This window comes from Bacillus sp. AP50, from assembly GCF_040492675.1.
Lineage (GTDB): Bacteria > Bacillota > Bacilli > Bacillales > Bacillaceae_G > Bacillus_A > Bacillus_A cereus.
In genome coordinates this window covers 1-4,926 of the sequence record NZ_JBEUTW010000151.1, presented here as the reverse complement: position 1 = coordinate 4,926, position 4,926 = coordinate 1, and the positions used below count along the sequence as shown (strand labels likewise).

Sequence of the window (4,926 nt, the reverse complement as noted above, 5' to 3'; positions counted from 1 at the left end):
GGGAAAGGCAGTATGGAATTATTAACACCAACGATCACAGCAAAAGATAATGAATTAGAAATTAAAACTAAAGGCATTGATGAAAATAAAGTAACTTTTATTTATGTTGCTAATAAAAAAGTGTTGGAACAAAAACTAAAAAATGGTGAATCCTACAAGCTTAACATTAAAGATATCGAACACGCTCATAGGACAGACTACAAACCAAAAGTTCAACTTTTCCAAACGAAAGATGATAATGATGATGGAGAAATGGTAACCTTCAAACAAGTTAGATATACAGTTAAAAACTGATTTTAAAGTTGTTTCATTATAAATGTAACGAACGAAAATATACTTTTAACAGTAGATAAATGTAGGGGGTGCTAACATGAAAAAACGATGGATTTCTTGGTGGATTGGTAACATATTTTGGATTATCGTTTTTGGAATATGGGCCGCTATTATTTGGCTACGAGATGTTGATGGGGCTGGTGTTATTCAAACACCTGAAATTAAATCAATATCACTTATCGTTTTATTAATTGCGTTTATCATACCGGTATTTTTTCAAATTATATGGCTAATCATTAATTTGAGAATGAGTAAAAAAAATAATTATACGATTTAGTTTTTTTGAATTAATAGATGAATATTTTTCATAAAAAAAGAGAGAAATCTACATCAAAATAGATTCCTCTCTTTTACATTTGGACTTATACTGCACTTTTACTGCAGCACTACTCCTCTTTTTTTACGATGCATGTTCATCTTTCTTTTTCATTAACGCTCTTTTCTTCATCGCCTTCGTTAAATATCCACCTTTAAACGAGCGAATTTCATACGAAGACATAAACGCTTTCGGTGCAATTTCATTAATGATTTCTAAAAGCTCTTTCTCTCTAGAACGCTTTGCAACGATATCTAAGCGATAACGTATAGAATTAATACCTTCGCCTTCAAATACTGTAACACCAAATCCAGAGTGACGTAATTCATCTACTAATTCATTACAACGGTCTAGTAAACTAACTTGATACGTAATATAACCAATTGCTAATTTATTCTCTATATAACCGCCTAATAACAGTCCCGCACTAAAGCCAATGACATAGGCAACGATGTTCATCCAATTTGATAAATCTTGAAACACAATACCTAAACTGACAATGTAAATAGCTCCTTCTAACAATCCAACACCAGCAGCGGATCTTGTTTGATTCTTTACAAGCAAAATCGTACGGATTGTTAAAATTGGAACGTAAATAATTTGTAGCACAAAAATAAGTAGCGCTTGTAACATTGGTATCCACCTCTTTCAAAAAGTCTTTTGTCATAATAACATACATAACCTTTAGAAATCGATGGGTTTTTTAAAAAATTTTTATTATTTTTCATAGTATTGAAAAACACAAAAAAGAAGCGTATTATATTTGTCGTTAATTTGTTTACTTGTATCAAATTACTAAAATAAAAAAGGAACCCGATTAGGTCCCTTTCATCATAGCTCTATGTTTTTCGAAGCATGTTCCCTTTGCTTCTCTTCTTCTTTCACTAACTGCATATTTGCATACGCTAAATTTGCAATCATTAAAAAGTGGCCACCTAAAATACCTGTACCGAATGCCCACATTTCCATCTCATGCTCAATTTCATACATGATGATAGCTCCTAAAATGGCAGCTGCAAATCGGTTTAAAACTCCTAATCCAGGAGCCTTTTCCTTTATTACGATACTTTTTCCGAGTTTCTCCACTCTGCGAGCTAATAACCAAAGGCAATAGGCGCTTACTGCTAATCCAATACCGAACCCTGTCACTTGTTTTCCAAACGGAGTAATCGTCCACATAAGTAGTAAACCACTAAAGATCACATACAATTGTAATCGATATACACGTAAGGCTTCTTGAATCAAAATATCCGCTCCTAAGTTCTCATTTTTTGTACTTTTAGAAGAAAAGCAGCAACTTACACAGTTGCTGCTTTCTCTTCTTCTTGTTCTTGTTCCATCTTACGAATTTCAACACGTTTAATTTGGTAAGCGTCTTTTTCTAACACTTTAAATTCATAACCTTCCGCGTCAACGTGTTGTCCTTCTTCGATTTCATGATTTTGCATCATAATCCATCCACCGATTGTATCCACATCATCTTCTTCGATGTGTAATCCAAATAAATCTTTCACTTCTGAAATAAGCACTTTTCCATCAACAATGATATGTTGCTCGTTCACATGTTGAATTGGCGGTGCCTCATCTTCATCATATTCGTCACGAATTTCGCCGACGATTTCCTCCAAGATATCTTCAAGCGTTACAATTCCGGCTGTTCCTCCGTACTCATCATATAAAACAGCCATCGGAATTCGCTTCTTCTGCATTTGAAGTAATAAATCGTGAATTGGAGTCGTTTCCATCACTTCAATAATCGGACGCATATACGAGCGAATAGATGATAAATCTTTTTGATCCTCGGTCATATATCGAATAAAGAAATCTTTTACGTTGACCATACCGATAATATCATCTTTATCTTCTCCAAAAATCGGATAACGTGTGTATCGCTCATTTTGGATTACTTTCATGTGTTCTTCTACTGAATCTTCCAGGTAGAAACCAACGATTTCTGTTCGCGGTACCATAATCTCTTTTGCAATACGATTATCAAATTCAAAAATGTTATTTACATACTTGTATTCAGCTTGATTAATTTCGCCACTTTCATAGCTATCTGAAAGGATAAGACGTAATTCTTCTTCTGTATGAGCTACTTCATGTTCTGAAGCTGGCTTTAAACCGAATAAACCAGTTATCACACGAGCTGAACCGTTCAATACCCAAATAAATGGATACATTACTTTATAGAACATCATTAATGGACCTGCCAATAATAACGTTACCCTTTCAGCCTTTTGAATTGCCATCGTTTTCGGAGCTAATTCCCCTACTACAACGTGTAAATACGTCATAATCATAAAAGCAAGACCAAATGTTAATACTGATGAAATAGAAGGATTTAAGTTCCATTTCTCAAATAACGGGTGTAATAACTTTTCAATTGTCGGTTCACCTAACCAACCTAATCCCATAGCTGTAACTGTAATACCTAATTGACAAGCAGATAAATATTCATCTAAATTTGTTGTTACCTTTTTCGCTGCTAAAGCACCGCGTTTTCCTTCCGCAACAAGCTGATCGATACGGCTTGAACGTATCTTTACAATCGCAAACTCTGCTGCTACGAAAAATCCAGTAAATGCGATTAAAATCGCAACCATGACTAAATTAAATATTTCCAATGAATCCCCTTAGTTAAAAAACTAAGGTGTCCACCTCCTGTATACTATAATGTTTTCTTATTTGTTTGTTAGAAAACATAGCCCGATACAAAAATTAAAGAGGTCGGATTTCACTTACTCTATAATAATAGAGCAAGTGTCTGTATTAAAGCTGTCGTTTGACCAGATAAAGATTTCGATATTTTTTCACGTTGTGAATCAGTCAATCCATCTAAAAGCGGCTTTAACTCAGTAAGCTCCACTTCTAATTGATGAATATGGTCTGTCACTTCATTCACTTGTTTCGAAACGTGTTCATTGATACCGAGCAGCTTCTTCTTCTCCTCGATTTTCTCTTTAATCTCACAAAGCGGCATATGCATTTCTTTGCACTTCTCAATAAATTGTAATGTCTCAAATGCTGTTTCGTCGTAATAGCGATAATTAGATTGAGATCGCTCCGCTTTTAAGATACCTAGATTCGTATAATAATCAATCGTTCGTTTCGACACGTGAGCCATGAGAGCCAACTGTCCGATTCGATACACCTTCCCAACGATCTTCCCCCCTTGTTTATATTACTTACATCATACAACACATAAACTGTACAGTCAAACGTGACGGTTTATTATTCACAATTTATACAAAATTCCAATCTCCTCCTATGATGATTCAATACGAGTAATCTACACTTATACAATAAAATTACTAAACTACTACCTAATCACTACATTGTCTGCCACTTTTAACCTTTCTTATTTAAAAGCATATCCTACTAATAATGATTGCTTGTATAGGAGGGAATTAATATGAAAAAGACAATCATTTCTCATTTTTATAATGAAGAATACCTACTTCCATGGTGGCTTATGCATCACACGAAAATATTCGATCACGGCATTTTAATTAATAGAGGGTCTACAGATCGTTCCGTAGAGATTTGTAAACTATTAGCACCCCACTGGGAAGTACGAAATTCAAGATTTCTTGAGTTTGATCCAACTAATACTGATATTGAAGTGATGGAAATTGAAAGAGAAGTTTCAGGTTGGAAAATCGTTTTAAATACTACTGAATTCTTTTGTTGTAATAATACTGAAGAATTTTTTTCATCTCTTCATACACTAGGCCAAAACATGTATGCGATTAGAATGATTTTAATGATAGATAATCATAATTATAATTATTCAAAGCCTAGATATTCTATCCCCTTAGTAGAACAGCGATACCACGGTGTCTTCCCTTATAACCCAAATCTCGGATGTGCTTGGAGATTTATTCACAATCATCTAGACGGTGCATATTTACCTGGTAGACATCATTCGCGGCACGGATATATAATTTATGACTATCCTTCATTTATTTTAAAATTTTATTTTAGCCCTTGGAATGAACAATCAAAGGCAAGAAAATTACAAATTACACCTACCCTTTCAAAAAGGGGTGTTCAAATGGGACTTCAAACACATTACGGTCAATCTCCTGAAGTACTGGACATACGTTTTTTAGAGCTTAGTAACCTAACACAAGACCTCCGTCATAACCCTGAATATCAAAAATTATTTCCAAAATTCAAACCGTAATATTTTCTGCATCGTCATCACCTCAAACATTTTCATTCACTTAATCAAAAACAATCTCATTTGCATAAAACATGAATACTGTATAAAT

7 protein-coding genes are annotated in these 4,926 nt (G+C 34.1%); 3 read left to right on the top strand and 4 right to left on the bottom strand.

Going from position 1 to position 4,926, the window contains the following annotated elements:
* Together ABWK52_RS13260 and ABWK52_RS13255 are read left to right on the top strand one after the other, a co-directional pair.
* A partial coding sequence (locus ABWK52_RS13260) for a hypothetical protein (RefSeq protein ID WP_353771955.1) occupies window positions 1–294 on the top strand: 294 nt, incomplete at its 5' end.
* Window positions 295–370: 76 nt separating this feature from the next.
* A complete protein-coding gene (locus tag ABWK52_RS13255) occupies window positions 371–610 on the top strand; it encodes a DUF3923 family protein (protein WP_000747679.1) in 240 nt (79 codons plus the stop codon).
* 123 nt (window positions 611–733) lie between these two features.
* On the opposite strand, the gene ABWK52_RS13250 is transcribed toward ABWK52_RS13255, so the two are convergent.
* The 4 genes from ABWK52_RS13250 to ABWK52_RS13235 form a co-directional block, all read right to left on the bottom strand.
* Entirely contained in the window at window positions 734–1,282 is a 549-nt protein-coding gene (locus ABWK52_RS13250) for a DUF2179 domain-containing protein (protein WP_000938438.1), read from the bottom strand.
* A 198-nt stretch (window positions 1,283–1,480) separates the two neighbouring features.
* Window positions 1,481–1,894, bottom strand: coding sequence for an ATP synthase subunit I (locus ABWK52_RS13245; protein WP_098541104.1), 414 nt, complete (start codon window positions 1,892–1,894; stop codon window positions 1,481–1,483).
* A gap of 53 nt (window positions 1,895–1,947) precedes the next feature.
* Window positions 1,948–3,276 carry a hemolysin family protein gene (locus tag ABWK52_RS13240; RefSeq protein WP_000402256.1) on the bottom strand — a complete coding sequence of 443 codons (1,329 nt, stop codon included), beginning with the start codon at window positions 3,274–3,276 and terminating at the stop codon, window positions 1,948–1,950.
* A 119-nt stretch (window positions 3,277–3,395) separates the two neighbouring features.
* Window positions 3,396–3,803, bottom strand: coding sequence for a MerR family transcriptional regulator (locus ABWK52_RS13235; protein WP_000285635.1), 408 nt, complete (start codon window positions 3,801–3,803; stop codon window positions 3,396–3,398).
* 261 nt (window positions 3,804–4,064) lie between these two features.
* Between ABWK52_RS13235 and ABWK52_RS13230 the strand changes: the two genes are divergently transcribed.
* Window positions 4,065–4,838 (top strand): glycosyltransferase family 2 protein, encoded by a 774-nt coding sequence (locus ABWK52_RS13230; RefSeq protein ID WP_000750974.1) that lies wholly within the window; start codon window positions 4,065–4,067, stop codon window positions 4,836–4,838.
* Window positions 4,839–4,926 lie beyond the last annotated feature (88 nt).